The 25486-nt window shown below is 71.4% G+C and carries 21 protein-coding genes; 15 read left to right on the top strand and 6 right to left on the bottom strand.

All coding sequences use genetic code 11. The annotated features are described in order from the left end of the window. Positions 1–79: 79 nt before the first annotated feature. The 5 genes from H149_RS20520 (at position 80) to H149_RS0109935 (ending at position 6220) form a co-directional block, all read left to right on the top strand. On the top strand, positions 80–742 hold the full coding sequence (locus H149_RS20520) for an ankyrin repeat domain-containing protein (protein ID WP_020649607.1): 663 nt from the start codon (positions 80–82) through the stop codon (positions 740–742). Positions 743–934: 192 nt separating this feature from the next. After that, a complete protein-coding gene (tadA, locus tag H149_RS0109950; RefSeq protein ID WP_020649605.1) occupies positions 935–1477 on the top strand; it encodes a tRNA adenosine(34) deaminase TadA in 543 nt (180 codons plus the stop codon). Positions 1478–1553: 76 nt separating this feature from the next. Then, positions 1554–2696, top strand: a complete 1143-nt coding sequence (locus tag H149_RS0109945; protein ID WP_026353055.1) for a metallophosphoesterase — start codon at positions 1554–1556, stop codon at positions 2694–2696. A gap of 372 nt (positions 2697–3068) precedes the next feature. Beyond that, the gene (locus H149_RS0109940; protein WP_154654732.1) at positions 3069–5645 is read left to right on the top strand and encodes a CehA/McbA family metallohydrolase; all 2577 of its coding nucleotides are present in this window, start codon (positions 3069–3071) and stop codon (positions 5643–5645) included. 44 nt (positions 5646–5689) lie between these two features. Then, positions 5690–6220, top strand: coding sequence for a MaoC/PaaZ C-terminal domain-containing protein (locus H149_RS0109935; protein ID WP_083930914.1), 531 nt, complete (start codon positions 5690–5692; stop codon positions 6218–6220). Between the two features lie 173 nt (positions 6221–6393). Here H149_RS0109935 and H149_RS20515 read toward each other — a convergent pair whose 3' ends face one another. The 3 genes from H149_RS20515 to H149_RS0109920 all read right to left on the bottom strand — a co-directional run bounded on the left by H149_RS20515 (position 6394) and on the right by H149_RS0109920 (position 10356). Further along, the gene (locus H149_RS20515; protein WP_020649601.1) at positions 6394–7047 is read right to left on the bottom strand and encodes a thiol:disulfide interchange protein DsbA/DsbL; all 654 of its coding nucleotides are present in this window, start codon (positions 7045–7047) and stop codon (positions 6394–6396) included. 202 nt (positions 7048–7249) lie between these two features. Next, entirely contained in the window at positions 7250–8602 is a 1353-nt protein-coding gene (locus tag H149_RS0109925) for a sigma-54-dependent transcriptional regulator (RefSeq protein ID WP_020649600.1), read from the bottom strand. Continuing rightward, a complete protein-coding gene (locus tag H149_RS0109920) occupies positions 8599–10356 on the bottom strand; it encodes a sensor histidine kinase (RefSeq protein ID WP_020649599.1) in 1758 nt (585 codons plus the stop codon). The genes H149_RS0109925 and H149_RS0109920 overlap by 4 nt, the downstream gene beginning before the upstream one ends. Before the next feature lie 67 nt (positions 10357–10423). On the opposite strand from H149_RS0109920, the gene H149_RS0109915 reads away from it, so the two are divergent. The 7 genes from H149_RS0109915 to H149_RS0109885 all read left to right on the top strand — a co-directional run bounded on the left by H149_RS0109915 (position 10424) and on the right by H149_RS0109885 (position 16493). After that, positions 10424–11482, top strand: a complete 1059-nt coding sequence (locus H149_RS0109915) for a putative porin (RefSeq protein ID WP_020649598.1) — start codon at positions 10424–10426, stop codon at positions 11480–11482. Further along, positions 11482–11967, top strand: coding sequence for a type 2 periplasmic-binding domain-containing protein (locus H149_RS0109910; protein WP_020649597.1), 486 nt, complete (start codon positions 11482–11484; stop codon positions 11965–11967). Before H149_RS0109915 ends, H149_RS0109910 begins: the two co-directional genes overlap by 1 nt. Before the next feature lie 245 nt (positions 11968–12212). Beyond that, positions 12213–12866 (top strand): thermostable hemolysin, encoded by a 654-nt coding sequence (locus H149_RS20510; RefSeq protein WP_020649596.1) that lies wholly within the window; start codon positions 12213–12215, stop codon positions 12864–12866. Further along, positions 12863–14359 carry an AMP-binding protein gene (locus H149_RS0109900; protein ID WP_020649595.1) on the top strand — a complete coding sequence of 499 codons (1497 nt, stop codon included), beginning with the start codon at positions 12863–12865 and terminating at the stop codon, positions 14357–14359. Before H149_RS20510 ends, H149_RS0109900 begins: the two co-directional genes overlap by 4 nt. Continuing rightward, positions 14356–15018, top strand: a complete 663-nt coding sequence (locus H149_RS0109895) for an iron-containing redox enzyme family protein (RefSeq protein WP_020649594.1) — start codon at positions 14356–14358, stop codon at positions 15016–15018. The genes H149_RS0109900 and H149_RS0109895 overlap by 4 nt, the downstream gene beginning before the upstream one ends. Continuing rightward, positions 15015–15833 carry an SDR family oxidoreductase gene (locus tag H149_RS0109890; protein WP_020649593.1) on the top strand — a complete coding sequence of 273 codons (819 nt, stop codon included), beginning with the start codon at positions 15015–15017 and terminating at the stop codon, positions 15831–15833. The genes H149_RS0109895 and H149_RS0109890 overlap by 4 nt, the downstream gene beginning before the upstream one ends. Before the next feature lie 18 nt (positions 15834–15851). Continuing rightward, entirely contained in the window at positions 15852–16493 is a 642-nt protein-coding gene (locus tag H149_RS0109885; RefSeq protein ID WP_020649592.1) for a tetratricopeptide repeat protein, read from the top strand. 60 nt (positions 16494–16553) lie between these two features. On the opposite strand, the gene H149_RS0109880 is transcribed toward H149_RS0109885, so the two are convergent. The 3 genes from H149_RS0109880 to H149_RS0109875 form a co-directional block, all read right to left on the bottom strand. Beyond that, positions 16554–17075 (bottom strand): Dps family protein, encoded by a 522-nt coding sequence (locus H149_RS0109880; RefSeq protein WP_020649591.1) that lies wholly within the window; start codon positions 17073–17075, stop codon positions 16554–16556. Position 17076: 1 nt separating this feature from the next. After that, on the bottom strand, positions 17077–17253 hold the full coding sequence (locus tag H149_RS23170; RefSeq protein WP_154654731.1) for a hypothetical protein: 177 nt from the start codon (positions 17251–17253) through the stop codon (positions 17077–17079). 191 nt (positions 17254–17444) lie between these two features. Beyond that, entirely contained in the window at positions 17445–19682 is a 2238-nt protein-coding gene (locus tag H149_RS0109875) for an NADP-dependent isocitrate dehydrogenase (RefSeq protein ID WP_020649590.1), read from the bottom strand. A 340-nt stretch (positions 19683–20022) separates the two neighbouring features. Between H149_RS0109875 and H149_RS0109870 the strand changes: the two genes are divergently transcribed. The 3 genes from H149_RS0109870 to H149_RS0109860 all read left to right on the top strand — a co-directional run bounded on the left by H149_RS0109870 (position 20023) and on the right by H149_RS0109860 (position 25265). Then, entirely contained in the window at positions 20023–21357 is a 1335-nt protein-coding gene (locus H149_RS0109870) for a ferredoxin reductase family protein (RefSeq protein ID WP_020649589.1), read from the top strand. A gap of 222 nt (positions 21358–21579) precedes the next feature. Beyond that, positions 21580–23388, top strand: coding sequence for an ABC transporter ATP-binding protein (locus H149_RS0109865; protein ID WP_020649588.1), 1809 nt, complete (start codon positions 21580–21582; stop codon positions 23386–23388). After that, positions 23385–25265: an ABC transporter ATP-binding protein gene (locus tag H149_RS0109860; protein WP_020649587.1), complete on the top strand. Its 1881-nt coding sequence runs from the start codon at positions 23385–23387 to the stop codon at positions 25263–25265. The genes H149_RS0109865 and H149_RS0109860 overlap by 4 nt, the downstream gene beginning before the upstream one ends. Positions 25266–25486 lie beyond the last annotated feature (221 nt).

Below are 25486 nucleotides of genomic sequence, written 5' to 3'. Positions count from 1 at the left end.
GGGCCGGCATTGAGCGATCGGCGCCGCGCCGCTAGGCTGCGCGTCCCGATTCGAACCGCTTTCGCGCAGGATTCCCCCGATGAGCACCGTGCGCCCGCTGATGCTGGCCATTCAGAACCGCGATCTCGACGCCGCCCGTGCGGCGCTCGAACGCGACGCCACGCAGGCGACCGATCCGCTGCCCGGCGGCCTGTCGCCGCTGATGTTCGCGCTCTACAACGGCGCGCGCGACATCGCCGCGCTGCTCGCCGGTTTCCGGCCGCTGGACCTGCACGAGGCCGCCGCCTACGACGACGCCCGCCGCGTCGCCGAGCTGACGCTGGCGGCGCCGGAGCAGCTCGCGACGCACAGCGTCGACGGCTGGACGCCGCTGCACCTCGCCGCGTTCATGGGCGCGCGCCAGACGACGCTGACGCTGATCGGTCTCGGGGCGCCGCTCGATGCACCGTCGACCAACCCGATGCAGAACACGCCGATGCACGCGGCGATCGCCGGCGCCGCCGGCGAAAGCCTGGCGCCGCTGCTGATCGCGCTCGGCGCCGACGTGCACCACGTCGGCGGCAGCCAGGTCAACGCCCTGCACCTGGCCGCCTCGCGCGGCTTCGACGGCCTCGTCAAGCTGCTGCTGGCGCGCGGCGTCGACCGCGCGGCGCAGACCGAGGACGGCAAGACCGCCGCCGAGATCGCGCGCGAGCGCGGCCATCTCGGCACCGCGGCGCTGATCGAGCTGGCGTCGAACTGAGCCGGCGATGCGCCGCCTGCGTGCGCTGCCCATGCTGACCGCGTTGCGCATGACTGCGCCGGCGTTTGCGCGGCGTTTCGCTCCGATCACTCCGGAGGCCCGCGCCGGCGCGGGCCTGAGGCCCGTCGAATTTCGCCCGGGCGCTCGGCTCATGCTGCGCGAGCGGGATCGGTTCTGCGCGGCGCCGCCGCCATGAATACTCCGCGCATCGCAAAGCAAAGCGAATCGGCGCCCGCCGCGCCGACGCCGCTCGCCGCGCACGACGAAGTCTTCATGCGCCACGCGCTGCTGCTGGCGCGGCGCGCGAAGCTGGCCGGCGAGGTGCCGGTCGGCGCCGTCGTGGTCCGCGACGGGCGCATCGTCGGCGAAGGCTGGAACCGGCCGATCGGCACGCACGACCCGAGTGCGCACGCCGAGATGGTAGCGATGCGCGACGCCGCGCGGCGCCTCGGCAACTACCGGCTCGGCGGCACCACGCTGTACGTGACGCTCGAACCCTGCGTGATGTGCGCCGGCGCGATCGTCCACGCACGCGTCGGCCGCCTGGTGTTCGGCGCCTGGGACCCGAAGGCCGGCGCCGTCTCCTCGGTCTACGATGTGATCGCGACGCCGCGCCTCAATCATCGCCTCGACTGGCAGGGCGGCGTGCTCGAAGCATCCTGCGCCGAGCTGCTGCGCGGCTTCTTCCGCGAACGCCGCGCCGCGCAGGCACGGCGGCCGGCCGGCGGCCCTTGAAAACGCCGGCGGCGCCCACCAGAGAACGGGTTCCCGCGCCGCGCTGACGGCCGCGCTTTGCCCAGGACGGCCGCCGATGCCCTCTCGCCTCTTGATCCTCGTCACGCTCGGCCTGCTGGCGTTGCTGCATGCCTACATCGGCCTGCGCCTGCTGCCGGCGCTGCCGCTCGGCGTTGCCGGCCAGCTTGCCGGCGCGCTGCTGCTGGCGCTGTCCTGCGTGCTGATGCCGCTGAGCCTCGCCGCGCCGCGCCTGCGCCGGCCGTGGCTCGGCGATCGCCTCGCCGCCGCCGGTCTGGTCGCGATGGGCCTGTTCTCGTCGCTGCTCGTGTTCACGCTGCTGCGCGACGTGGCGCTGGAGCTCGCCGCACTGATGACGCTCGGCGGCGCGACGCTGACGCGCGATTCGGCGATCGCAGTCGTGGCGCTGGCCTTGCTGGCGACCGGCGTCGGTTACGTCAACGCCCGCCGCCGCGCGCGCGTCGTCGACGTCGAGGTGCCGATCGCCGGCCTCGATCCGGCGCTGCACGGCTTCACCATCGCGCAGATCAGCGACATCCACGTCGGCCCGACCATCAAGCGCGGCTACCTCGACGCCATCGTCGACGCCGTCAACGCGCTGCAGGCCGATCTGGTCGCCGTCACCGGCGATCTGGTCGACGGCAGCGTCGCGCAGCTGGCACCCCACACCGCGCCGCTGGCGCGGCTGCAGGCGCGCCACGGCAGCTACTTCGTCACCGGCAACCACGAGTACTACTCGGGCGCGCGCGCCTGGAGCACCGAGGTCGCGCGGCTCGGCCTGCGCGTGCTCGCCAACGAGCATGTCGTGCTCGAACACGACGGCGCCTCGCTGCTGCTCGCCGGCGTCACCGACTACAGCGCGCATCGCTTCGATCCGGCGCAGCGCAGCGACCCGGCCGCGGCACTGGCCGGCGCGCCGCCGGTCGACGGCCCGCGGATCCTGCTGGCCCACCAACCGCGCAGCGCGCCGGCCGCCGCCGCGGCCGGCTTCGACCTGCAGCTGTCCGGCCACACGCACGGCGGCCAGTTCTGGCCGTGGAATCACTTCGTGCGCCTGCAGCAGCCGTACACCGCCGGCCTGCACCGGCTGCAGGCGCTGTGGGTCTACACCAGCCGCGGCACCGGCTACTGGGGTCCGCCGAAGCGGCTCGGCGCGCCGTCCGAGATCACGCGGCTGCGCCTCGTCGTCGCGCCGGACTGAGGCGGCGCGGCCCGAGGCAGACCCTTGGGCCAAATTTCCCATACGCCGCGCGAAGCGCGTCGGCGCAGGCTTTGCGGCATCCGTCCGCCGCGCCGACCCGGCGCATGCCCGCCTCGTCACAAAAGTGACTTCGATCGCCGCTAGCGTCGCCCGACCGTCCGCCGCTGCGCTGCCGCGCCGCGGACGCACGCGTTCGCCGCACTCCGGGGTCCGGGCATCATGCGCAGTTCCAACACGGCCGCCACGCTGCGGCCCGCTCACACGTGGGCACGGCCGCTCACTTCCCTCTTCCTGCTGCTGCTCGTCGCCTGCGGCGGGTCAGGCGGCGGTCACGACGATGACAGCCATCCGCCACCGACGACGGAGGCGCGCTTGAGCCTCGCCGTGCAGGGCGACGGCGACGTCGAGTCGATGCCGTCCGGCATCGCCGACTGCCGCGCCACCTGTTCGGCGGTCTATGCCGCCGGCCGCGTCGTCACGCTGCTGGCGACACCGGCCGGCAACCAGCGCTTCGCCGGCTGGAGCGGCGACTGCGGCGGCAGCGACGCGTGCACGCTGACGATGGATCGGGCGCGCTCGGTCGTCGCCCGCTTCGTCGCCGCCGAAGCGGCGGCGCCGGCCGGCAGCTGGCTGCAGGGCGACCTGCACGTGCACGACGATCACTCGTCGGACGGCAGCCTGCCGCGGCAGATCAGCCAGAGCCTGCCCGGCAACAATCCGGTCAGCGCGCAGATCGGCCAGGCCGAACGCGTCGGGCTCGACTTCCTGATGCTGACCGACCACCGCACCTACGACCAGCACTACGACCCGCTGTGGCGCTCGGACGCGCTGCTGCTGATCCCGGGCGAAGAAGCCAACGGCAGCCCGCACGCGACCGTGCACGGCGCCGTCGACACCATCGTGCAGGGTGCCAATCCACCGGGCGCGCCGGACTTCGTCAACCTGCAGCAGTCGATCTGGGACGCGCACAGCCAGGACGCGGCCTGGGTCACCGCGCATCCGGACGACGGCGAGACCAACAACGACGGCACGCCGAACGTGCGCGCCAACGCGCAGGGCGTCGATCTGGTCGAGGCCTGGAACCGCGCCAGCAACCCCGACGCCGAGCTCGACTACTGCGAGAATCGCTGGAACGCCGGCTTCCGCTTCGGCGTCGCCGGCGCCAGCGACAACCATTTCGTCGAGCTGTGGCTGATCGCCGGCCCCGGCAGTCCGCGCACCCAGGCCTTCGTCGCCGACGCCAGCGAACGCGGCGTGCTCGACGCGCTGCGCGACGGCCGCGTGCGCATCACCCCGGACGCGCGCGCGCCGATCGTCACGCTCGATGCCGACGCCGACGGCGACGGCGTCTACGAGGCGATCGCCGGCGACGAGATCAGCGCCGCGGCCGGCACCGCGCTCCGCCTGCGCGTGCGCGTGCAGAACGGCCTCGGCGACACCGTGCTGCTGTACGCCAGCCCGGGCCGCAGCGCCGGGCCGCTGCAGTCGCTGAAGGCGACGCAGAACGATCAGAGCTGGACCTTCGACGTGCCGGCCGGCGACGCGCCGCAGTGGTATCGCGCCGAGGTGCGCGGCTTCGGCCTGTCGGCCGGCATCGACACCAGCAATCTGACCGACCCGGCGGCGCTGACCGCGTCGCTGAAGCTGTTCGACCAGCTGCGCGCGATCGCCTCGCCGGTGTTCGTCGCGCCGGGCCCAGTCGAGGCGCAGGCCGAGATCGCGGTGCCGGCCGACCTCGGCGGCGACGACGGCGCGCGGCGCGTCGCCGGCGCGCGCGGCCGCTATGCCGGCTTCCCGGATCTCGCGCGCAGCGCCGACGGCACCGCGCATCTGGTGCTGGAAACGCACGAGCCGGGCGCGACGCGCATCGTCTACCGCGCGCGCGGCGGCGACGGCGAATGGCGCGACGCGCCACGCGTGCTCAGCGGCGATTCGAAGAGCGCGCGCTTCCCGCGCGTCGCCGCGCGCGGCGCCGCCGTGTTCGTGGTCTGGCAGGACGAAGCCGACGGCCAGCTGCCGCGCCGCCCGCAGATCCGCCTGCGCCGCTCGCTGGACGGCGGCGCCAGCTGGAGCGCGATCGAGACCGTGCGCGCGTTCGACGGCCGCGCCGAGCGGCCGGTCGTCGCCGTGCTGCCGGACGGCCTGCCGGTCGTCGCCTGGCAGGAGATCGCGCCCGGCACGCCGTTCGACGTGATGCTGCAGGTGCTCGGCCGCGACGCCGCGCCGCAGAACCTCTCGGGCGACGGCAAGACGCTCGACGCCGGCAGCGCCCTCGATGCCCGCGCCGCGCGCTGGCCGGCATCGGTGTGGCCAGCACTCGCGGTGCGCGACGACGGTCGCATCGCCATCGCCTGGCAGGACAACCGCCACGATGCCGATCCGCTGTGGACCGGCACGACCGGCAGCGGCAACGGTACCAATCCCGACGACTGGCAGATCGCGGTGCGCACGCGCGGCGCCGGCGACGCCGGCTGGAGCGCGCTGCAAATGATCGGCGACACGCAGCAGGCGGACCGCCATCCGGCGCTCGTCTACGCCGGCGACGGCGCGCTGTTCGTCGCCTGGGACCGCAAGGCGCTGTCCTCGTCCGGCGCCAACCTCGCGGTGCAGGCGGCGCGCTCGGGCGACGGCGGCGCGAATTTCGAAACCGCCGTCACGCTCGCCGAGAACGCCGCGGCGATGAGCCAGTATCCGCGCCTCGGCCGCGACGGCGACGGCCGCGTGCGCGCCGTATGGACCGACTCGCGCGCCGCCGACTGGCGCTGGCGCGTGATGACCGCGGTCCACGGCAGCGGCGGCTGGGACGGCGGCCAGCTGCTGCTCGCGCGCGGCCTCAACACCTGGCCGGCGACCGCCGGCGGCGACATCGTCTTCGCCAGCACGCGCAACGCCGCGCGTCTGCAGCGTGACCGCACCCAGCAGATCTATGTGCTGGGCCCGATCCACTGAGGCCGGGCGATAGCCGACCGGCCACCGACAGGACAAAGCCGTCCATGCTGCTCGAACGCACTCCAGACACGACGTCAACGCCGGCGACACCTTCGCTCGGCGTGCTGAGCACGCTGTCCTGCGCACAGCTGACGCAGCTGGTCGGCCGCGAGCTCGGCGTCGGCGTGCCGGTCATCGTCACGCAGGAGCAGATCGACGCCTTCGCCGGCTGCACCGGCGACCGCCAGTGGATGCACGTCGACGTCGAGCGCAGCCGCCGCGAGAGCCCCTACGGCGGCACGGTCGCGCACGGCTTCCTGCTGCTGGCGCTGCTGGCGCGCCTGCTCGACGAGCTGGCCGGCGTGCCGGAAGACGCCGCCGGCGTCATCAACACCGGCCTCAACAACGTGCGCTTCCGCGCACCGGTGCGGGCCGGCAGCCGCGTGCGCGTGCGCGCACGGCTGGCCGGCGTCGCGCCGCTCGGCGACGGCCGCAATCTGGTGACGACCAGCGTCGCGCTCGAAGTCGCCGACGACGCCGGCGCGACCGACGCGGTCGCCGTCACCGCCGACCTGTTCGTGCTGGTGTTCCGCTAGGAGAGGTCTGAAAGCCCCGTCATCGCGAGGCCGCGCAGCGGCCGCGGCGATGCAGGGACACCACGGGTTTCATGCATCGCCGGATGGCCGTCGCCTGCGGCTCCTCGCGATGACGGAACAGCGCTTATTCAGACCTTCTTTAGACACGTCGGCGGCGACGGCGCGCCGCGGCCTCAGCGGCGGCGTTCCTCGGCGATCAGCTGGTCGGCGTGGCGCAGCAGGTCTTCCCAGGTCTTGCCCTTGACGAGGTAGCGGCCGTTGATGATCAGCGACGGCGTCGACCGCACCTGGCTCTGCTGCGCGAACTGGCGCGCCTTGGTGATGCGCGCGTTGACGGTGAAGCTGTCCATCGTCGCGCGGAACACCGCCGGATCGGCGCCGTAGCCGGCATAGAACGCTGCGATCCTGCCTTCGTCGGGCTTCTGGCCCTCGCCGGGCAGCGTGTGCTTGTCGTGAATCGCGGCGTAGACCGCGTCGTGCGTCTTGTCGACCAGGCCCAGCGTCGCCGCCGCGTAATAGGCGCGCGCGTACTGCACGAAGTCGGCGCGGAAATCGAGCGGCGCGTAGACCACGTTGACGTCGGCCGGCAGCTTCTTCTTCCACTCCTGGAACGGCGCATTGAACGCGGCGCAGGCCGGGCAGGCGTAGTTGAAGGCCTCGACGACCTCGACCTTGCCGGGCTGCGGATCGAGCGGCGCGCCGTTGGCGATCAGCACGTAGTCCTCGCCGGCCTTGAGTCCGGCCGGCGCGGCGAGTGCCGGCGCCTGCACGCCGAGCAGCAGGGAGGACAGCAGGGCGCCAGCGGCCCAGAACGCGCGCAGCTTCATGCGAAACACTCCAGTTTTTCTCGCCAAGGAGAAGTTCGTTGGGAAACGGATTCGGGAACGCGATCGGGACCGGCTTGGCGCGGGCCCCGCCCGGCTAGCTTACGCGGCGCGTCGCCGCGCCGGCAGCCCGCCGGACCGCGGTCGCCGGGACTTGGACCGCCCGGACGAGCGAACGTTCGGCCGCAGCCGCGGCGCGCGCGCGTCAGTCGTCGATGCCGTAGCGCTTGATCTTGTTCCAGACGGTCCGCTCGCTGACGTTGAGCAGCGCCGCCGCGCGCGTCTTGTTGTTGCCGCTGCGGCGCAGCGCCTCGCGGATGTAGCGCGCCTCGACGGCGCCGACGGCACGGTCGAGATCGAGATCGGCGAGCGCGCTTTCCGCCGCCGCCGCGGCCGGCCGTTCGCCGGCCGCGGCGAGCGGAAAATGGCCGACGTCGAGCGCGGCGCCGCCGGACAGCACCAGCGCGCGTTCGACGAGGTTGCGCAGCTCGCGCACGTTGCCCGGCCAGTCGTAGGCGCGCAGCCGTGCGAGCGCGGCCGGCGTGACCGGCACCGGCCGCGCGCTGCCGGCGATCTCGGCGATGAAGTGCCGCACCAGCAGCTCGATGTCGTCGCGCCGTTCGCGCAGCGGCGGCAGCTCGATCGCGAAGACGTTGAGGCGGTAGTAGAGGTCCTCGCGCAGGCGCTGCTCGCGGATCGCTTCGTCCGGCCGGCGGTTGGTCGCGGCGATCACGCGCAGGTCGAGCTCGATCGTGCGGTTGGAGCCGACGCGCTCGACCGTGCCCTCCTGCAGCACGCGCAGCAGCTTGGCCTGCAACGGCGCCGGCATCTCGGTGATCTCGTCGAGGAAGATGGTGCCGCCGTCGGCCAGTTCGAACTTGCCGACGCGCTCGCGCAGCGCCCCGGTGAACGCCCCCTTCTCATGGCCGAACAGCTCGCTCTCGAGGATATCGGCCGGAATCGCCGCGCAGTTGATCGGCACGAACAGCGCGTCGCGGCGCGGCGAGGCGCGATGAATGGCGCGGGCGACGACTTCCTTGCCGGTGCCGGTCTCGCCGGTGATCAGCACCGTGGCCTGCGTCGGCGCGACCTGGGCGATCTGCTGGCGCACCGCGCGCGTCGCGGCGCTGTCGCCGACGAAGCCCTCGCCGTCGGCCTGCTCGGCGAGGAAGGCATTGCGGCGCAGCAGGTCGCTCTGCGCGAACACGCGGCGGATCGCCAGCTCCAGCGTCTCGACGTCGAACGGCCGCAGCAGATAGTCGCAGGCGCCGAGCCGCATCGCCTCGATCGCCGATTCGATGCTGCCGTGCGCGGTCATCATGATGACCGGCAGCGCCAGGCCGGCCTCGCGCAGCTTGCGCAGCAGCTCGATGCCGTCCATGCCCGGCATGCGCAGATCGGTGACGACGAGATCGAAGGCCTGCTCCTGCAGCAGACGGAAAGCCTCGACGCCGTCGGCCGCGGCCGCGGTCTTGAAGTTCATGCGCGCGAGCATGATCTCCAGCACGCGGCGCATGCTGGCCTCGTCGTCGACGATCAGGACGCTGCGCGCGTTCACGGCGCGGCCCGGCGCGGCAGGCGGATGCGGAAGCTGGCGCCGCCGAGGTCGGCGGCGTCGACGACGATCTCGCCGCCGTGTGCGTTGACGATCTGCTTGACGATGGCCAGGCCCAATCCCAGTCCTCCCTCGCGGCGGTAGACGAACGGCTCGAACAGGCGCTGCCGGTCGGCGGCGGCGATGCCCGGACCATTATCGGCGACCTCGATCGTCGCCGTGTCGGCGTCGCCGCCGACGGTGACGCGGATGCGCCCGCCCTGCGGCAGGATGTGCAGGGCGTTGAGCAGCAGGTTCAGCAGCACCTGCGTCATCTGCTCGGCGTCGACGTCGGCGACCGGATCGAGCGCCGGAATCTGCTCGATCGTCACGCCCTGCCGCGCCGCCTGCGCGCCGAGCATCGCCAGACAGCGGCCGACCAGCGCATCGAGATTCTCCGGCGAACGCTGCGGCTCGCGCACGCGGGCGCGGTCGAGCAGATTGGTGACCAGGCGGTTGAGGCGCTGCGTCTCGGTGTCGATGAAGCCGATCAGCTCGCGCGATTCGCCGCTGACGCCGGCGTCGCGCTCCAGCATCTGCGCCGACGAGCGCAGGATGCCGAGCGGCGTGCGGATCTCGTGCGCCATCATCGCCGCGAACTCGCCGATCGCGGCGAGCTGCGAGGCGCGCACCAGCGTCTGCCGCGAGGCGTCGAGATCGTCGACCATCTGCGTGAAGGCGCGCGTCAGCTCGCCGACCTCGCCGGACGCCGGCGGCGGCGGCACCGGCTGCTGCTTGCGCATGAAGCTGCGCACGTAGTCGGTCAGCGCCACGATCGGCCGCGCAATGCGGCCCGACACCGCGAAGGCGAGCACGACAATGCCCGCCGCGGCGAAGGCCAGCAGGCCGAGGAAGCTCAGCGCCATGCGCCGCACCGGTGCCAGCGCCGCGTCGCTCGATTCGAGCACCAGCGTGGTCCAGCCGAAGCCGCCGAACGGGCCGTGGCCGGGCGCGGCGACGGCGCTGACGATGACCTTGCCGGCGCCCAGCGGCGCGCCGTCGCGCTCGGTGGCGATGCTGCGCCGCGCCGCCAGCCAGTCCTGGCCGACGCGCGTGACGCCGGCGGCGACGCGCGCGCGCAGGTTCTGCGAGACGGCGACGATGCGGCCGTCGCGATCGACGACGGCGACCGCACGCTGCTCGCGCGCGCCGGCGTCGAGCTCGCGCGCCGCCTGCGCCCAGTCGATGACCAGCACCAGCTGGCCGAGATCGCCGTCGGTGAACTGCGAGGCGATCGGCAGGCGCATCGTCAGCACCTCGGTGCCGTCATCGAGGCGCCGCGGCGCTTCGACGGTGACGAGGTCGCCCGGCAGCTCGGCGAGCTGCCAGGCCGGCGCCAGCGTCAGCGTCTGGCCGATCGCCGCGGCGCGGCTGCTGGCGACGATGCGGTGCTGCGCGTCGATCGCGTGGAGATCGACGTAGACGCCGCCGTAGCGCAGCTTCATCTCCGACAGGAACGCCGACAGGCGCTTGTCGATGTCGCCGACGTGCAGATCCTGCATCACTTCGAGGTGTGCCCAGGTCACCGCGTTCTGCAGGCGCTCGAAAACCTGCTTGTCGAGGTCGGACGCGGCGGCGGCGGCCTGCGTCGACAGGCTCTGCTCGATCTCGGCGCGCATCGCCGCCTGCGTGCGCGTGAACGACAGGGCGGTCAGCACGACGGCCGGCAGCAGGCCGACGGCGAGAAAGGCGGAAAGCAGGATGCTGCGGATCGTCACGCGGCGGATTCGATGCAAGAATGCGCGCCATTATTCGCATTTGCCGCGTTCGGGGAAATCTGCCGGCATGACATCGCATCTACGCATTGCGCGCGGCCTGCTGCTCGCCGCGGCGCTGGCGGCCGCCGGCGCGGCGCGCGCGCAGGCGCCGGCCGGGGTCGACAGTTCGATCGCGCCGGTCGCCGACCGCCACGGCTACACGCTCGGCGACAGCGGCGTCACGCTCGGCGGCTACGCCAATGCCGAGGCCGCCGACTATCTCGGCGAGAATCCGGCCGCCAGCCTGCGCAACCTGAGCCTGCTGCTGTCCTGGGAGGACGGCCGCCACTGGAGCTTCTTCAGCGAGATCGAGCTGGAGAATCTGCTGACGGTCAATGCCGACGCCTTCGGCGCCGACAACGAGACCGAACTGGTGCTGGAGCGCCTGCACCTCGACTACGCCTGGAGCGACGCGCTGCAGCTGCGCGTCGGCAAGTTCCTGACGCCGATCGGCCGCTGGAACGTGATTCACGCCGCGCCGCTGACCTGGACGACGTCGCGACCGCTGATCACCGAGAGCACCTTCCCGACCAACGCCACCGGCGCGATGCTGCACGGCGTGCTGCCGGTCGGCGGCCGCGCGCTGGAATGGGCGGTCTACGCCTCGCCCGGCGAGGAGCTGCTGCCCGAGGACGACAGCGATCCGTTCAAGGAAGCCTACGGCCTGCGCCTCGACTACGACCTCGGCAACGGCCTGCAGCTCGGCGCCTCGCTGGTCGAGTTCGAGCAGAAGCACGAGGACGGCGAGCACCGCACGCTGTACGCGGTCGACTTCCTCTGGCAGCACGCCGGCTGGGAGCTGAGCGGCGAATGGGCCTACCGCGTGCGCGTGCGCGGCGACTCCAGCGCCGACGAGCGCGGCGCCTATCTGCAGGCGGTCGCGCCGATCGTGCGGCAGCTGTACGGCGTGGCGCGCTACGAATCGTTCGATCCGACCGGTGCCGGCGAGGGTCTGCACCTCTACATCGGCGGCCTCGCCTGGCGCTTCCAGCCCGGCTGGGTCGCCAAGCTCGAGTACCGCTTCGCCACCGACAACGGCGTCGGCGAGCCGGAAGGCTGGCTCGGTTCGCTGGCGGTGCTGTTCTGATGCCGGGGCTGCGCGAGGGCCTGCGGCGCGCGCTGCTCGCGCTGCTGCTCGCGGCGCTGCCGTGGGCGGCGGCCCGCGCCGAGGGCGCGATCGCCGTGATCGCCGCGCCGGCGCGGGCCGAAGCGCGACTGGACCTGGACACGCTGGCGCTGATCTACCAGCGCAAGCGCCAGTACTGGCCGGACGGCTCGCGCATCCAGCCGGTCAATCTCGCCGCCGACCATCCGCTGCGCCTGGCGTTCTCGCGCGCCGTGCTCGGCATGGATGCGGCGGCGCTGGAGAGCTACTGGAACGAGCAGTACTTCCGCGGCGTGCGGCCGCCGTACGTGGTCGCGTCCAGCGAGGCGATGCTGCGCTTCGTCGCCGAGACGCCCGGCGCGATCGGCTATGTCGACGCCTGCCTGGCCGGCGAAGGCGTCGCCGTGATCGGCTGGCTCGACGACGCCGGCCGCTGGCATCACGGCCGCGGCCTGCCGCCCTGCTGACGCAAACCCTGCAAATTCTTGCAGACAGAAGCTGCAGGCCTGCAGCCGGATGCAGCCGCGGCGCGCTGCCGACCGCGGCCGTAGCCGCTTCCTAAATCTCTTTTCAATCAGATTCTTGACGGCGCCCGAGCGAGCCGGGCGCGGCTTGGCATCGCGGCTGCACGGCAATCCGGCGTAGGCCCTTCACCGAGGGGCCAAGGGAGTCCCGGATGACTGCTCGCCTCGCCTTACAGCCCCCTGCCGACATGCCAGCCCTGCCCGCGCGCCGCGCCGATGCGTCCGCCGCCCCGTACCGCCTGATCGAGGCCGAGGCCGCCGATACGCGGCGCACGCTCGAAGCCTTCATCGCCGAGCGCTACGCCAGCGCCTACGGCGCCCGCATCCGCAGCTTCCTGCCGCGCCTGTACGCGCTGCTCGGACACGACGAGCGTCCGCTCGCCGCGTTCGGCCTGCGCGACGCGGCGAGCGGGCCGCTGTTCCTCGAAACCTATCTCGACCAGCCGATCGAGCAGGCGATCGGCGAGCGCCGCGAGGTCGAGATCGCGCGGCATCAGATCGTCGAAGTCGGCAATCTCGCCGGCCGCCATCCGGGCGCGCTGCGCGTGCTGATCGTGCAGCTCGGCATGCTGCTGCAGACGATGGGTTACCGCTGGCTGTGCTTCACCGGCAACGCCCAGCTCATCAACGGCTTCTCGCGGCTCGGCATCGATCTGGTCGCGCTGGCGCCGGCACCGATCGAGCGCCTGCCGGAAGCGGCCCGCGCCGACTGGGGCCGCTATTACGAGGCCGGCCCGGTCGTGGTCTGCGGCGACATCGTCGCCGGCCGCTCGCACCTGACTGCCCACCCGGAGCTGCTGCGCCGGGCGCTGCCGCCGACCGTGACCGGAGACGCGACGTGAACGCCCTGTTCGAAGCCCTGCAGCGACACGCGCGCGAGAATCCGCAGCGCGTCGCGCTCGACGACGGCAGCCGCCAGCTGCGCTACGGCCAATTGGCCGCCGAGGTCGACAAGCTCGCCGCGCAGCTCGAGTTCCTCTGCGTCGATACGCTGGCGCTGTATGCCGACAACGGCATCGGCTGGATCATCACCGACCTGGCGGCGATGTCCGCCGGCGTCCGCTGCGTGCCACTACCACGCTTCTTCTCGGACGCCCAGCTGCGCCACGTGCTGCGCGACAGCGGCGCCGATACGCTGCTCGCCGACGACGACCGCCTCGCCGAGCTGCCCGGCTGGCAGCGCGAGCCACAGGCCGTCTGCGGCTGCGGCTGGCGCCTGTCGCGGCGCCAGGAGGCGAGCAGCGTGCAGCTGCCGCGCGGCACGCAGAAGATCACCTACACCTCGGGCACGACCGGCGAGCCCAAGGGCGTGTGCCTGAGCGCGGCGAGCCAGCTCGCGGTCGCCGCGTCGCTGGCGCGTGCCAGCGACGCGCGCGCCGACGACCGCCATCTGTGCGTGCTGCCGCTGTCGACGCTGCTCGAGAACATCGGCGGCGTCTACGCGCCGCTGCTCGCCGGCGCGACGATCTGCGTGCCGCGCCAGGCCGAGGTCGGCATGGGCGGCGCCGCGCAACTCGACGTGCAGCGCCTGCTCGGCGCCCTGCACGCGACGCGCGCGAGCAGCGCGATCCTCGTCCCGCAGCTGCTGCTGGCGCTGGTCGCGGCCGGCGAGATGGGCGCGCCGCGGCCGCCGCAGCTGCGCTTCGTCGCGGTCGGCGGCGCACCGGTCTCGCAGCGCCTGCTCGAACGCGCGCAGCGGCTCGGCCTGCCGGTCCACGAAGGCTACGGCCTGTCCGAATCGGCGTCGGTGGTGGCGCTCAACACGCCGGACGCGACGCGGGCCGGCAGCGTCGGCAAGCCCTTGCCGCACCTGTCGCTGCGCTTCGCCGACGACGGCGAGATCCTGGTCCGCGGCAGCGGCTTCCTCGGCTACTGCGGCCAGCCGGCGCCGGCGCAGAACGACGGCTGGATCGCGACCGGCGATCTCGGCCATCTCGACGACGACGGCTATCTGCATCTCGACGGCCGCAAGAAAAGCATCTTCATCACCGCCTTCGGCCGCAACGTCGCGCCCGAGTGGGTCGAGCGCGAGCTGACGCAGCACCTGGCGATCGCCAATGCCGCGGTGTTCGGCGAAGGCAGGCCGTGGAACGTCGCCGTGATCGTGCCGCGCGCGCTGCCCGGCGTCGACGCCCAGACCGCGGTGGCCGCAGCGGTCGCCGCCGCCAACCGCGAGCTGCCGGACTACGCGCGCGTGCAGCGCTGGCTGATCGCCGGCGAGGCGTTCACGCCCGACAACGGCCTGCTCACCAGCAACGGCCGCGTGCGCCGCGCCGCCGTCGCCGCGCGCTACGGCGAGCGGCTCGACACTCTTTACCTGGAGACTTCGACATGAGCTTCTTCGAGCGCCTGCAACGCGAAACCGCGGCAGACCGCCAGTACCTCTACGGCGCGCCGCTGATCCGCGCCGCGTTCGCCGGCCAGGTCGGCCGCGACGACTACATCGCCTTCCTGAGCCAGGCCTATCACCACGTGCGCCACACCGTGCCGCTGCTGATGGCCTGCGGCGCGCGCCTCGGTGCCGAGGACGAATGGCTGCGCGAGAAGATCGCGCACTACATCGAGGAGGAGATCGGCCATCAAGAGTGGATTCTCGACGACATCCGCGAGGCCGGCGGCGACGCCGAGGCGGTGCGCCAGGCGCGCCCGCATCCGGCCACCGAGCTGATGGTCGCCTACGCCTACGACACCATCATGCGCGGCAATCCGGTCGGCTTCTTCGGCATGGTCTTCGTGCTCGAAAGCACCAGCACCGAGCTGGCCACCGGCGCCGCCTCGACCCTGCAGGGCGCGCTCGGCCTGCCGAAGAAGGCGTTCACCTATCTCACCACGCACGGCGCCGTCGACGTCGGCCACGTCGACTTCTTCCGCGCGCTGATCGAACAGCTGCGCCGCGACGAGGACCGCGAGGCGGTGCTGCACGCCGCGCGCATGTTCTTCCGCCTGTACGGCGATGTGTTCCGTTCGATCGAACCGATGAGGAAAGCGGCATGAAACTGCAATCGAGCACGGTCCTGCTGACCGGCGCCAGCGGCGGCATCGGCAACGCCCTGGCCCGCGAGCTCGCGGCGCGCGGCGCGCGCCTGCTGATCAGCGGCCGCGACACCGCCAAGCTGGCGACGCTGAGCGCCGAGCTGCGCAGCCGCGGCGCCGAAGTCAGCGTGCTGCCGGCCGATCTGTCGACCGCCGAGGGCGCCGAGCGCCTGGCCCACGCTGCGCTGTCCGGCGGCGTGCCCGATCTGGTCGTGCACTGCGCCGGCGGCATGAGCTTCGGCCGCCTCGACGCGGTGCCGGCCGAGGCGATCACGCGCCTGTGGCAGACCAACGTCATCGCGCCGAGCCTGCTGACGCGCGCGCTGCTGCCGGCGCTGCGCAAGCAGGGCCGCGGCCGCCTGGTGTTCGTCGGCTCGATCTTCGGCTCGCTGGCGTTCCCGATGTACGCGAGCTATTCGGCGACCAAGTTCGCGCTGCGCGGCTTCGCCGAGGCCCTGCGCCGCGAGCTCGACGGCAGCGGCATCGGCGTCACCTACGTCGCGCCGCGCTACACGCGCACGGCGCTGAACGACGGCGCGCCGGCGCGCATCGCCCAGGCGCTGGCGATGCACCAGGACGAGCCGGCCGCCGTCGCGGCGCGCATCGCCGACGCCGTCGAGCGCGACCGCCGCGAGGTCTACTTCGGTTTCGCCGAACGCATTTTCGTGAAGCTCAATGCCTGGTTCCCGTGGCTGGTCGACCGCGGTCTGCGCGCACAGACGCAGCGCATGCGCGAGCTCGAACCGGCCACCGCCGGCCTGCCCCGTCAGGCCTGATTCCCCCCGGAGACGACGATGAACAAATTCCTGAGCCGCGCCGGCCTTGCGCTGGCGCTCCTGTTCGGCGCCACCGCGAGCTACGCGGCGACGCTCGACGATGCGGTGCTCGCGGTCCAGCACGGCTGGGCGCAGGCCTACTATCAGGCGCCGAAGAGCCAGAAGGACGCCGCCTTCGCCAAGCTGATCGGCGAGGCCGACGCCATGGTGCAGACCTACCCGGACCGCGCCGAAGCGCTGACCTGGCACGCGATCGTGCTGTCGAGCGCCGCCAAGTTCGGCGGCGGCCTCGGCGCGCTCAAGCAGGTCAAGCAGGCGCGCGAGGATCTGCTGAAGGCCGAACAGATCGACCCGCGCGCGCTCAACGGCTCGGTCTACACCTCGCTCGGCAGCCTCTACGCGAACGTGCCGGGCTGGCCGCTCGCGTTCGGCGACAAGAAGCAGGCCGAGGCCTATCTGAAGAAGGCGCTGACGATCAACCCGACCGGCATCGATCCGAACTTTTTCTACGGTGAACTGCTCGCCACGCGCGGCGACGCCGCCGGGGCGCGCGGCTACTACGAAAAAGCGCTGGCCGCGCCGCCACGTCCGGGTCGCGAGGATGCCGACGCGGGCCGCCGTGCGGAGATCAACGCCGCGCTCGCCAAACTCGCGCCGTAAGCGCCGCGCGCGCGACCGCCGAACGCCCGCCGGCCGCGATGGCCGGCGGGCGTTCGCGCTTCAGGACTCGGCGCTGCGCGTCGACTCGAACAGGAACCACACGCGCTGCTCGGCTTCCTCGATCCAGTTCTCGACCACACTCGCGGTGGCGACATCGCGGTACTCGTCGCACAGGTCATGAACGGCGCGCAGGCTCGCGAGCAGCGCCGCGTTGTCCTCGCGCAGTTCCGACAGCATGTCGCGCGGCGTGACGTAGTCGGCGTCGTTGTCCGGAATGCGCTGTAGCCGCGCGATATGGCCGATCGAGCGCAGCGTGGTGCCGCCGAGCTTGCGCACACGCTCGGCGATCGGATCGGTCATCGCGAAGATCTGCGTCGCTTCCTCGTCGAGCAGCAGGTGGTAGTCGCGGAAGTTCGGCCCCGAGACGTGCCAGTGGAAGTTCTTCGTCTTCAGGTACAGCGCAAAGGTGTCGGCCAGCAGCGCGTTGAGCGCGCCGGCAAGATCGCGCGTCGCCTTCTCGCCCAGCCCGGTCGGGGTCGCCAGCGGTGCCTTGCGCAGCGCCTTCGCATCCTTCTTCGCCATATCACGTCTCCTGCACGGTCACGTTGAGGGAAACCTCGGGCGCGAGCCGGCGGCTGCGCCGATTCCCTCTTTTAATCGCCACGCGGCGGCCGGCGCAAGTGCGTGCCGCCGCGGCAACACGCGCATGGCACGGCGCTATCCCGCGCGCCGCGCAGATGCCGGCCTCGTTTTCGTTCATGCAGGGCCGCCGGGCATTGCCGGGAGGCGATACCCGGGGAAGATCCGAATGGCGCCGTCCTCGCGAGGCCGCGCCACGGCCGTGTCGAGCCGGAGACGCCATGACGATGCATGAACGCTTGCAGAGCTTTTCCCAAGAAAAAACCGCCCCGGCTCGCGCCGGGGCGGTTTTGAGGGTACCGCGTCCGGATCTCAGACCTGCGCCGCCGCCAGCGCCGTATTGAAGGTCTTGCTCGGCCGCATCACCGCTTCGAGCTTGGCGGCGTCCGGCAGGTAGTAGCCGCCGATGTCGGCCGCCTTGCCCTGCACGTCGGCGAACTCGCCGACGATGGTCTTCTCGTTGTCGGCGAGCGTCTTCGCCAGCGTCGTGAAATGGCTCGCCAGCACCGGGTCGTCGGTCTGCGCCGCCAGCTCCTGCGCCCAGTACAGCGCCAGGTAGAACTGGCTGCCGCGGTTGTCGAGCTGGCCGGTCTTCGGCGACGGGCTCTTGTTGTTCTCGAGCAGCTTGCCGGTCGCCGCGTCGAGCGTGCGCGACAGGATCTTCGCCTGCTCGTTGCCGGTCTTCAGGCCGAGGTCTTCGAGGCTGACGGCGAGCGCCAGGAATTCGCCGAGCGAATCCCAGCGCAGGTGATTCTCCTCGACCAGCTGCTTGACGTGCTTCGGCGCCGAGCCGCCGGCACCGGTCTCGTACATGCCGCCGCCGGCCATCAGCGGCACGATCGACAGCATCTTGGCGCTGGTGCCCAGCTCCATGATCGGGAACAGGTCGGTGAGGTAGTCGCGCAGGATGTTGCCGGTCACCGAGATCGTGTCGAGGCCGCGGATCACGCGCTCCAGCGTGTAACGCATGGCGCGGACCTGCGACATGATGTGGATGTCGAGGCCGCTGGTGTCGTGTTCCTTGAGGTAGGTCTTGACCTTCTTGATCAGCTCGGCCTCGTGCGGACGGTAGGAATCGAGCCAGAACACCGCCGGCATGCCGGAGGCGCGCGCGCGCGTGACGGCGAGCTTGACCCAGTCGCGGATCGGCGCGTCCTTGACCTGGCACATGCGCCAGATGTCGCCGGCCTCGACGTTCTGCGTCATCAGCACTTCGCCGGTCGCCAGGTCGGTGATGTTGGCGACGCCGGCCTCCGGAATCTCGAAGGTCTTGTCGTGAGAGCCGTACTCTTCGGCCTTCTGCGCCATCAGGCCGACGTTCGGCACCGTGCCCATGGTCTTCGGGTCGAAGGCGCCGTGCCATTTGCAGAAGTTGATCATCTCCTGGTAGATGCGGGCGAAGGTGCTCTCCGGCATCACCGCCTTGACGTCCTTGAGCTGGCCGTCGGCGCCCCACATCTTGCCGCCGTTGCGGATCATTGCCGGCATCGAGGCGTCGACAATGACGTCGTTCGGCGAATGGAAATTGGTGATGCCCTTGGCCGAGTCGACCATCGCCAGCGCCGGGCGGTGCTCGTGGCAGGCATGCAGGTCGCGGACGATCTCTTCGTACTGCGACTCGGGCAGCGTCTTGATCTTCTCGTAGAGGTCGGCCATGCCGTTGTTGACGTTGATGCCGAGCTCGTCGAACAGCTTGCCGTGCTTCTCGAACGCGTCCTTGTAGTAGATCTTGACGCAGTGGCCGAAGACGATCGGGTGCGAGACCTTCATCATCGTCGCCTTGACGTGCAGCGAGAACAGGATGCCGGCCTCGCGGCAGTCCTTGAGCTGCTGCTCGTAGAACTCGAGCAGGGCCTTCTTGCTCATGAACATCGAGTCGATGACTTCGCCGGCCAGCAGCGCAACCTTCGGCTTGAGCACCACGGTCTTGCCGCGCTTGGTGATCAGCTCCATCTTGACGTCGCGGGCGCGGTCGAGCGTCATCGACTTCTCGCCGTGATAGAAGTCGCCGTGCTCCATGTGCGAGACGTGCGACTTCGACCACTGCTTCCATTCCGCCATCGAGTGCGGATGCTTGCGCGCGTAGTTCTTGACGGCGGCCGGCGCGCGGCGGTCGGAGTTGCCTTCGCGCAGCACCGGGTTCACGGCGCTGCCGAGGATCTTGGAGTAGCGCCGGTTGATCTCCTGCTCCTGCTCGCCTTCCGGATTCTCCGGGTAGTCCGGAATCTTGTAACCCTTGGCCTGCAGTTCCTTGACGGCGCGGATCAGCTGGTTCACCGAGGCGCTGATGTTCGGCAGCTTGATGATGTTGGCGTCCGGCTGCTGCGTCAGCTTGCCGAGCACGGCGAGATTGTCCGGCACGCGCTGCTCTTCGCTCAGGTAATCGGAAAACTCGGCGAGGATGCGCGCGGCGACCGAGATGTCGCTGGTTTCGACGTTGATGCCGGCCGGCTTGGTGAACGTGCGGATGATCGGCAGAAAGGACGCGGTGGCCAGCAGGGGCGCCTCATCGGTCCACGTGTAGATGATGGTCGGCTGCGAACTGCTCATATTGGGGAGGTCTCCTGGACATGCGGCGGCCCGCGTCGCGGAAAGAGATCTCGCCGGATCTGGCCAGCGAGTGCTTCCGTCAGGGCGGGGGCAGGCAGAATTCTGTTGATGGCTTGCCGTCACGAAACCACGGCGGCGGATGGCGCTTTCGACACGCCGCAGCCATGGGAAGCCGGCCGCTATGCTACGCGCTTCGCCGTCCCGACGGAAATCACGCTGCAGCGCACAATCGCCGGCCGGACAGCAGCGGCGTGTTGCCGGAGCCAGCCCGCGGCGAGCGCGCGGCGCCGGCTTGACGGCCATCAACGGCGCGGCGCGCGCCAGCCCTTAAGATGTGCGCATGGATACTCGGCGACTGAAGCTGGTCTATGGCGCGATCGTGCTGGGCCTCACGCTCGTCTGGTGGGCCGGCGTGCCGTCGGACACCTGGAGCCAAGGCTTCTGGGCGGTTCGCAGGGGCTTGCTGTACTACAGCGGCCTGATGGCGATCGGCCTGATGTCGGTCGCCGTCGTGCTCGCCGCGCGCCCGGTGCAGATCGAGCGCGCGCTCGGCGGTCTCGACAAGTTCTACCGCCTGCACAAATGGCTGGCGATCACCGCCACGCTGTTCGGCGTCTGCCACTGGCTGATCGAGATCACGCCGCGTTCGATGGTGCGGCGCGGCTGGATCGAGGCGCAGGTGCGCACGCCGCGCGCCGCCGAGGTCGCCACCGGCTTCGATCCGTTCCGCGATCTGCACGAGGCCGCTGCCGGCGTCGGCGAGTGGTCGCTGTATCTGCTGCTGGCGCTGGTCGCGATCGCGCTGTGGAAGCGCTTTCCGTACCGCCGCTTCTTCCAGGCGCACCGCTTGCTTGCGGCGCTGTATCTGGTGCTGGTCTTCCATTCGGCGATCCTGATGGGGCCGACCTACTGGTCGCAGCCGATCGGGCCGCTGCTCGGCGTGCTGATGGCGGCCGGGAGCATCGCCGCGCTGCTGTCGCTGTTCCGCCGCATCGGCAAGGCGCACCGCGCGGTCGGCACGATCGAGTCCCTGACGCACCACGCCGACAACGGCGTGCTCGAAGTCGTGCTGCGCCTCAGTACCGCCTGGCCCGGCCACCGCGCTGGCCAGTTCGCGTTCATCGACTTCGGCGGCGCCGAAGGCGCGCATCCGTTCACGATCGCCTCGGCCTGGCAGGCGGACGGCCGGCTGACCTTCGGCATCAAGGCGCTCGGTGACTACACGCGCGCCCTGCCCGGGCAGCTGTTCGTCGGCCAGACCGTCAACGTCGAGGGACCGTACGGCCGCTTCGACTTCCACGCCCTGCAGGGCCGCCAGATCTGGGTCGCCGGCGGCATCGGCATCACGCCGTTCATCGCCGGCCTCGAAGCGCTCGCCGCCGGCGGCGGCAAGGCCACGGTCGACCTCGTCTATTCGACACGCGCCGCCAACGCCGCGCTGCTCGAGCGTCTGCACCGCCTCGCCGACGCCGGCGGCGCCCGCCTGCATCTGCTCGAAACGCCGAAGGACGGCGTACTCGATGCCGAGCGCCTGGCCACGCTGATCCCCGACTGGAAGGACGCGAACCTCTGGTTCTGCGGCCCGTCCGGCTTCGGCCGCAGCCTGCGCCGCGCCTTGGAGGCACGCGGCTTGCCGGCCGCGAACTTCCATCAGGAACTGTTCGAGATGCGCTAGAGCGGCGGCCGGCATGGCCCGGCCGCGCGACCTGCGCCCCGTTGCCGCGCGCCGTCGCCGCTGGCGAGAATGGCAGCGCACATCGGAGACCCTTCTCATGTCCGTGGCCCGCTGCAGGGGCGCCGTCGCGCCTTCGTTGCCGCCGGCGATCGCCGCTCCTCCCTGCGCCGATGCAGCCCCGACCGTAGCGGGCTCGCCCGCACACGCCGGCGGGAGCGGGCCATGAGCGCGATCCCGGCCGCGACGATCGCAGCCGATGACGGATCGCGCGCAGCCGCCGCCGCGCCGGGCCGCTGGACGATCTGGCGGCGCATCTGGCGGCCGTACCGCGGCGCGATCGCCCTGCTGCTGCTGTGCCAGGGTGCGCAGTCGCTGTCGGCGCTCCTGCTGCCGGCACTCAGCGCCGAGATCGTCGATGCCGGCATCCTGCGCAACGATCCGGGCGCGATCGCGCGCACCGGCGCCGCCATGCTCGTCGCCGCGCTCGGCCAATTGCTGTTCTCGATCGCCGTCGCCTGGCTCGGCGCGCGCGTCGCGATGGGTATCGGCCGCGACCTGCGCGCCGCGGTGTTCGCGCGCGTGCAGGATTTCTCGCTGCACGAGATGCGCCGCTTCGGCGCGCCGTCGCTGATCACGCGCAGCACCAATGATGTCCTGCAGGTGCAGACCTTCCTGGTGATGGTGCTGACGATGATCGTCGCGGCGCCGATCATGGGGCTCGGCGGCGTGGCGATGGCGATCCGCCAGGACGCCGGCTTGTCGGCGCTGCTCGCCGTCAGCGTGCCGCTGCTGGCCGTGCTGGTCGGCATCCTGGTCGGCCTGGCGCTGCCGCAGTTCTCGCGCATGCAGGAGCAGATCGACCGCCTCAACCAGATCCTGCGCGAGCAGATCAACGGCCTGCGCGTGATCCGCGCCTTCGTGCGCGACGCCGACGAACGTCGCCGTTTCGGCGCCGCCAACGAGGCGATGACCGCGACCGCCCTGAAGGTCGGCCGGATCATGTCGCTCAACATGCCGCTCGCCCACCTGATCATGCAGCTGTCGGCGATCGCGATGGTCTGGGTCGCCGCGCACCGCATCGCCGCCGGGACGCTCGGCGTCGGCGCGCTGGTCGCCTTCCTCGCCTACATCATGCAGATCCTGATCTCGGTGATGATCGCCTCGATGCTGTTCGTCATGGCGCCGCGCGCGCTGGTCAGCGCGCGACGCATTCGCGAGGTGCTGCAGACGCAGCCGTCGGTCGCCGAACCCGGCGCGCCGGTGCCGCTGCCGGCACGGCCACGGGGCGGCGTCGAGATCGAGTTCCGCGAGGTGTCCTTCGCCTACCCGGGCGCCGAGCGGCCGATCCTGCACGGCATCAGTTTCCGCCTCGCGCCCGGACAGACCGTGGCGATCATCGGCGCCACCGGCTCCGGCAAGAGCACGATCGTCCATCTCGTCGCCCGGCTGTTCGACGTCAGCGCCGGCTGCATCTTCGTCAACGGCGTCGACGTCCGCGCACTCGCCCTCGAAACGCTGTGGTCGCAACTCGGCCTCGTGCCGCAGGAGAGCTATCTGTTCTCCGGCTCGGTCGCCGACACCCTGCGCTACGGCAAGGCCGACGCCAGCGAGGCCGAACTGTGGGAAGCGCTCGAGATCGCCCAGGCCCGCGACTTCGTCGCGGCGTTGCCCGGACAGCTCGACGCGCCAGTGGCGCAGGGCGGCGGCAATTTCTCCGGCGGACAGCGCCAGCGTCTGGCGATCGCCCGCGCACTCGTGCGGCGCCCGGCCGTCTACCTGCTCGACGACAGCTTCTCGGCGCTCGACTACGCGACCGACGCCCGCCTGCGCGCCGCGCTCGCAGTGCGCGCCCGCGACGCCGCCACGCTGATCGTCGGCCAGCGCGTCAGCTCGGTGCGCGGCGCCGACACCATCCTCGTGCTCGAACGCGGCACGATCGTCGCCGCCGGCCCGCACGACACCCTGATGGCACAAAGCCCGGTCTACCGCGAGATCGTCGCCTCGCAGCACGCCGGCGAGGACGTCCCGTGAGCGAGCGCGACCTGTCGAGCGCACCGGCGCACGCCGCCGGCACGCCGATGCCGATGCATGGGCCGCGCATGGGGCCGCCGGGACTCGGCACCATCGTCCGCGCCCGCGATCCCGGCGGCACGCTGCGGCGCCTGGCGCGACGCGTCGGCGCGCAATGGCCGACCGCGGCGGTGGTACTGGCCTGCACCGTCGGCAGCGTCCTGCTCGGCAGCCTCGTGCCCTGGCAGCTCGGCCGCGCCACCGATCTCGTCGTCGCCGCCGTGCGCGCGACCCGGCCGGTCGATTTCACCGGGCTCGTGCGGGGGCTCGTCGTCGCCGCGGCGCTGCAGGGTCTGGCCGTGCTGCTGCACGCGGCGCAGGCCTGGCTGAGCGCGGCACTGGTGCAGGACCTGAGCCGTACCCTGCGCCGGCAGGCGGAGGAAAAGCTCGGTCGCCTGCCGCTGGTCTGGTTCGATCGCCAGCCGCACGGCGAGGTGCTGAGCCGCATCAGCAACGACATCGACAACGTCAGCCAGAGCCTGCAGCAGCTGCTGAGCCAGCTGCTGATGTCGATCCTGCAGCTGCTCGCCGTGCTGGCGATGATGCTGTGGCTGTCGCCGCTGCTCGCCGCCATCGCGCTGCTCGGCCTGCTCGCCTCGCTGCTGGTTTCACGCGTGCTGGCGCAGCGCTCGCGACCGCACTTCGTCGACCAGTGGCGCTGGACCGGCGTCCTCAACGGCAATGTCGAGGAAAACTACACCGGCCAGACGCTGATGAAGGTGTTCGGCCACCAGCGCCGCGCCCGCGAACGCTTCGAGGCCGACAACGTGGGGCTGCGCGACAGCGCGTTCGACGCGCAGTTCGTGTCCGGCGCGATCCAGCCGGCGATGATGTTCGTCGGGCAGCTCGGCTTCATCGGCGTCGTCGCCGGCGGCGCGCTGCGCGTGCTGGCGGGGGCGATGACGATCGGCGCGCTGCAGTCCTTCGTGCAGTACATCCGCCAGATCAACCAGCCGATCGGACAGATCGCCGGCGCGGCGTCGGTGCTGCAATCCGCCTCGGCGTCCGCCGAGCGCGTGTTCGAGCTGCTCGATGCGCCGGAACTGGCGCCGGACCCCGAGGCGCCGGCCGACGTCGCGGCCCCGCGCGGCCACGTCGTCTTCGAACACGTGACGTTCCGCTACGACCCGACGCGGCCGCTGTTCGAGGACGTCAGCCTCGAAGCGCTGCCGGGCCAGACGGTCGCCATCGTCGGGCCCACCGGCGCCGGCAAGACCACGCTCGTCAATCTGCTGATGCGCTTCTACGAAATCGGCGGCGGCGCGATCCGCCTCGACGGCGTCGACACGCGCCGCTTCGCGCGCGAGGCGCTGCGCCGGCATTTCGGGATGGTGCTGCAGGACACCTGGCTGTTCAGCGGCACGATCCGCGACAACATCGCCTACGGCAAGGACGGCGCCACCGAAGACGAGATCGTCGCCGCCGCCCGCGCCTGCCATGTCGACGACTTCGTGCGCACGCTGCCGCGCGGCTACGACACGCCGATCGACGAGAACGGCGGTGGCCTGAGCACCGGACAGAAGCAGCTGCTGACGATCACGCGCGCCTTCATCGCCCGTCCCGCCGTGCTGATCCTCGACGAAGCGACCAGCTCGGTCGACACCCGCACCGAGCTGCTTGTGCAACGCGCGATGGCGAAGCTGCGTGCCGGCCGCACCAGCTTCGTCATCGCCCACCGCCTGTCGACGATCCGCGACGCCGACACCATCGTCTACATGGAAAACGGCAATGTTCTGGAGCGCGGCAGCCACATCGAACTGATGGCGCAGCAGGGCCGCTACTGGCAGCTCTACCAGTCGCAATTCGCCGGCGCGGCGCCGGAGCACGCCGCCGCCTGACCCTGCTTCACGACCCCGGTATTCCCGAAGGCGCCCGCGCATGCCGACATCGGGACACTGAACGCATCAGTCGATACGCATTCGCGACCCGAACTTCACGACCTGATCGCAGCCCTCGCGACGCTGGCATCCCCGGCTTCGCCGGGGCCCCTGCACGCTGACGGCCGGAAAATCGGCGCGGCGGAAAACGCTTGCCGCCTCACCTGATCGCAGCCCTCGCG

It is taken from the genome of Solimonas variicoloris DSM 15731 (assembly GCF_000382285.1).
Taxonomy (GTDB): Bacteria; Pseudomonadota; Gammaproteobacteria; order Nevskiales; family Nevskiaceae; genus Solimonas; species Solimonas variicoloris.
Note: the sequence above shows the minus strand (reverse complement) of the source record. Positions and strands in the feature narration are given on the sequence as shown.

Bases quoted from the DNA above. Each gene is read 5' to 3' on its own strand.
- H149_RS20510 (WP_020649596.1), top strand. From the start codon at position 12,213: ATGCCAGCCCTGCCCGCGCGCCGCGCCGATGCGTCCGCCGCCCCGTAC.
- tadA (WP_020649605.1), top strand. From the start codon at position 935: ATGAATACTCCGCGCATCGCAAAGCAAAGCGAATCGGCGCCCGCCGCG.
- H149_RS0109875 (WP_020649590.1), bottom strand. From the start codon at position 19,682: ATGAGCAGTTCGCAGCCGACCATCATCTACACGTGGACCGATGAGGCG.
- H149_RS0109870 (WP_020649589.1), top strand. From the start codon at position 20,023: ATGGATACTCGGCGACTGAAGCTGGTCTATGGCGCGATCGTGCTGGGC.
- H149_RS0109885 (WP_020649592.1), top strand. From the start codon at position 15,852: ATGAACAAATTCCTGAGCCGCGCCGGCCTTGCGCTGGCGCTCCTGTTC.
- H149_RS0109890 (WP_020649593.1), top strand. From the start codon at position 15,015: ATGAAACTGCAATCGAGCACGGTCCTGCTGACCGGCGCCAGCGGCGGC.
- H149_RS20515 (WP_020649601.1), bottom strand. From the start codon at position 7,047: ATGAAGCTGCGCGCGTTCTGGGCCGCTGGCGCCCTGCTGTCCTCCCTG.
- H149_RS0109880 (WP_020649591.1), bottom strand. From the start codon at position 17,075: ATGGCGAAGAAGGATGCGAAGGCGCTGCGCAAGGCACCGCTGGCGACC.
- H149_RS20520 (WP_020649607.1), top strand. From the start codon at position 80: ATGAGCACCGTGCGCCCGCTGATGCTGGCCATTCAGAACCGCGATCTC.
- H149_RS0109895 (WP_020649594.1), top strand. From the start codon at position 14,356: ATGAGCTTCTTCGAGCGCCTGCAACGCGAAACCGCGGCAGACCGCCAG.
- H149_RS0109865 (WP_020649588.1), top strand. From the start codon at position 21,580: ATGAGCGCGATCCCGGCCGCGACGATCGCAGCCGATGACGGATCGCGC.
- H149_RS0109935 (WP_083930914.1), top strand. From the start codon at position 5,690: ATGCTGCTCGAACGCACTCCAGACACGACGTCAACGCCGGCGACACCT.
- H149_RS0109910 (WP_020649597.1), top strand. From the start codon at position 11,482: ATGCCGGGGCTGCGCGAGGGCCTGCGGCGCGCGCTGCTCGCGCTGCTG.
- H149_RS0109915 (WP_020649598.1), top strand. From the start codon at position 10,424: ATGACATCGCATCTACGCATTGCGCGCGGCCTGCTGCTCGCCGCGGCG.
- H149_RS0109945 (WP_026353055.1), top strand. From the start codon at position 1,554: ATGCCCTCTCGCCTCTTGATCCTCGTCACGCTCGGCCTGCTGGCGTTG.
- H149_RS23170 (WP_154654731.1), bottom strand. From the start codon at position 17,253: ATGAACGAAAACGAGGCCGGCATCTGCGCGGCGCGCGGGATAGCGCCG.